2 protein-coding genes and 1 rRNA gene are annotated in these 3,484 nt (G+C 43.1%); all 3 read right to left on the bottom strand.

Translation table 11 applies throughout. The annotated features are described in order from the left end of the window. Window positions 1-120: 120 nt before the first annotated feature. Complete coding sequence (locus ACFQ1X_RS15530) at window positions 121-1,461, bottom strand: serine hydrolase (RefSeq protein ID WP_379083330.1); 1,341 nt, start codon at window positions 1,459-1,461, stop codon at window positions 121-123. A gap of 136 nt (window positions 1,462-1,597) precedes the next feature. Next, complete coding sequence (gene guaB / locus ACFQ1X_RS15535) at window positions 1,598-3,061, bottom strand: IMP dehydrogenase (protein ID WP_144841685.1); 1,464 nt, start codon at window positions 3,059-3,061, stop codon at window positions 1,598-1,600. 319 nt (window positions 3,062-3,380) lie between these two features. Further along, window positions 3,381-3,484 (bottom strand): 5S ribosomal RNA (gene rrf / locus ACFQ1X_RS15540); the annotation flags it as partial.

Genomic DNA, 3,484 nt, shown 5'->3' on the forward strand with positions numbered 1-3,484 from the left:
GACCGGATCCTAGAAAAATTAGGCTACCTGACACCCAAAGAATTTGGGGCGCAAGCAGCCTAAAGATGGTGTTTTATATGTGTCTCAAATCGCTATGTCAGTCTAATGAACTGCTTTTATTTAAAATAGACCTTTTACAAAATCAACAGCGCCAGTCCACATGGTAGTGAAGAAGCTGCCAACTGCCTGCAGGGAAAGGGAAAACCAGTTAGCGCGCTCAACACTTTCAGTTGTGATAACTTCCACGCCGCTCGCTGAACCGTCCAGATAGCCATAATCGGAACCGGATTCCTTTGTAAGGTTAACAGTTCCCACTACCTGGTCTTTTTCAATTGAAGCTTCGAGTTTGCCATTATCAAGCAAAGACTCATCAACTATCAATTGAGGAACATAAGCATCTTTTTCGCTTGAACGGACCATCATCGTAATTGGTTCCTTAACTGCTATATTAACTTCATCTTCTTTACCTTTTGAAACCGGCAATGCTTGCTGGTCTTCAAATTGATAACCGGCAGGAACAATTTCCTGTTTTGTAAATTGTCCAAAACCGAAATCCATCAATGCGCGGGTAGCATCAAAGCGGGCTTTATAAGAACCGACGCCTTCACTGTCTACGGCTTTCATTACGACAGTGATTAAACGGACATCATCGCGTTTTGCTGTTCCGGTGAATGAGTGGCCGGCAAAGTCAGTTGTACCGGTCTTTAACCCATCCATGCCTTCGTATTCATAGATTAAACCTGGAAGCATGAAATTCCAGTTTGGCATACTTGTTTTATCATCCGTATCCTCACGGAAAACCGCTTTGGCAATACTTGTTGTTTCAAGAACTTCCGGATAATCATCCATCAATGCTTTCGCCAATTTTGCCACAGAACGGGCAGGCATTACGTTTTCATCCGTTTCTCCAGTACCTTCCGGATGCATACCTTTTAAATCGGAATTATTCAATCCAGTCGAGTTAACGAACTTCGTATCTTCAAGACCCAGTTCTTCCGCTTTTTTATTCATTAAACGAACGAATTCGCCTTCCGTACCGGCAATTGTCTCAGCAATTCCGATCGTTGCGGCATTCGCTGAATAAATTGCCAAAGCTTCGTATAATTCCTTTATGGAATAAGTTCCATCAGCACGAAGCGGCACATTGCTGAGCGCTCTATCCTGAGAAACTTGGTACGTAAAATCAGTCACACTGTATTGCTGATCCCAAGTAATCCGTCCATCTTCGATTGCTTCAAAAAGCAGATATTCCGTCATCATTTTCGTCATACTTGCGACACCAAGCGGCGTATCAGCATTTTGTTCGTATAGAATCTTACCACTTTCAGCATCCACCAAAATAGCGGCATCTGCCAGTATATTCAATGATTCGTTCGCGTTTGCCTGTTGCGGAACGATAATAGTCGACATAAATAAAGTCAATACTGTTAGCAACATTGTCATCTTAAAAGCTTTCTTCAATTCTCTCTATACCTCCATTATTCTGTTTCCCCATGCTATTCTATCATATTATTAATGTCCTGAAATAAATATATGCAAAAAGCACTCTTTCCCACCGAATTAAGGTGGAAAAGAGTGCTAAAAGGTTCAGCTTTTGTCAAATTGAGTAATTTGGCGATTCTTTTGTGATTTGAACATCATGCGGATGGCTCTCGCGTAATCCGGCCCCTGTCATACGGATAAACTGAGCCTCATTGCGCAACGACTCCAAATCTTTTGTTCCGCAATAACCCATGCCTGCGCGGACTCCGCCAAGCAATTGATGGATTGTATCGGTAAGCGGCCCTTTATAAGGTAACCTTCCTTCAATCCCTTCCGGTACCAGCTTTTTCGCTTCATCCTGGAAATAGCGGTCTTTTGATCCTTTTTCCATAGAGGCGATAGAGCCCATGCCACGGTAAGTCTTAAAGCGGCGGCCTTGGAAAATTTCAGTGTCTCCCGGGCTTTCGGTTGTTCCTGCCAGAAGGCTGCCCAGCATTACGACATGTCCTCCAGCAGCAAGTGCTTTGATGATATCTCCTGAATATTTAATTCCACCATCAGCAATAATCGCTTTTCCATGTTTGCGCGCTTCTGTGGCACAATCATAAACTGCAGTAATCTGAGGAACACCAACACCCGCCACTACACGAGTTGTACAAATTGAGCCTGGACCAATTCCAATTTTAACAACGTCTGCTCCGGCGTCGATCAAAGCCTTTGTTCCTTCTGCTGTCGCAACATTTCCAGCGATGATTGTCAGTTCTGGAAATTGGGAGCGGATTGCGCTGACCACTTCCAAAACACCTTTCGAATGGCCATGCGCCGTATCCAACACCACAACATCTACCTGTGCTTTCACAAGCTGTTCAACTCGTCTTAGCGTATCGGAAGTCACTCCGACTGCTGCCCCGACAAGAAGGCGGCCGTGAAAATCTTTTGCCGCACTCGGAAATTCGATAACTTTCTCGATGTCTTTGATTGTGATAAGGCCTTTTAATATACCAGCCTTATCAACAATCGGCAATTTTTCGATTTTATATTGTTGAAGAATTTTCTCTGCGTCTTCCAAAGTCGTGCCGACCGGGGCTGTAACCAATTTTTCTTTGGTCATAACATCATTGATTATTAAAGAATAATCCTGAATAAACCGGAGATCCCGGTTCGTAATAATGCCCACCAATTTTAATTCTTCTTCATTATTAACAATTGGCACACCAGAAATCCGGTACTTGCCCATTAAATGTTCAGCGTCATATACCTGATGGTCGGGAGTCAAAAAGAATGGGTCTGTAATAACACCATTTTCTGAACGTTTGACAGTTATAACATGTTCCGCTTGTTCCTCGATACTCATATTCTTATGAATGATACCAAGTCCACCTTGGCGTGCCATTGCAATCGCCATTTTTGCTTCTGTTACAGTATCCATACCGGCACTGATAATTGGGATATTCAGCTTCAATTTCGGGGTCAACTCCACCGATAAATCAGCATCTTTCGGCAATATTTCCGAATGTCCCGGAACAAGCAATACATCATCAAAAGTCAGACCCTCTTTTACAAATTTCGATTCCCACATTATCGACACGCCTCCTGCTTCCTATTAAATATTATTGTAAGGTTATCAGTGAGTATTCGAGGTGTCAAGAATTCAGAAATAGAAAAACTATTCCGACTAATGTTTAGAGAACTGCCTGCAGTCCTCTTCAATTTTTTGGGAGAAGTTTGAGCGAATACCGTTTAATGACATTCTCTTTTTTTAAATAAGCTGAGTACAAGAAATAAAATCACCGGCAGTTGTCGAATATCTTTTCGACTTCCTTCTATTAATAATTAAAAATTTTTCAACGAAAAAAAGGCCGTCACCGCTTGCGCGGTGGCGACCTTCTTTTTTTAGTGCCCAGCGGCGTCCTACTCTCACAGGGGGAAACCCCCAACTACCATCGGCGCAAAAGAGCTTAACTGCCGTGTTCGGGATGGGAACGGGTGTGGCCTCTTTGCC

This window comes from Metaplanococcus flavidus (assembly GCF_042675885.1).
GTDB classification, from domain to species: domain Bacteria; phylum Bacillota; class Bacilli; order Bacillales_A; family Planococcaceae; genus Planococcus; species Planococcus flavidus.

Bases quoted from the DNA above. Each gene is read 5' to 3' on its own strand.
- guaB (WP_144841685.1), bottom strand. From the start codon at position 3,061: ATGTGGGAATCGAAATTTGTAAAAGAGGGTCTGACTTTTGATGATGTA.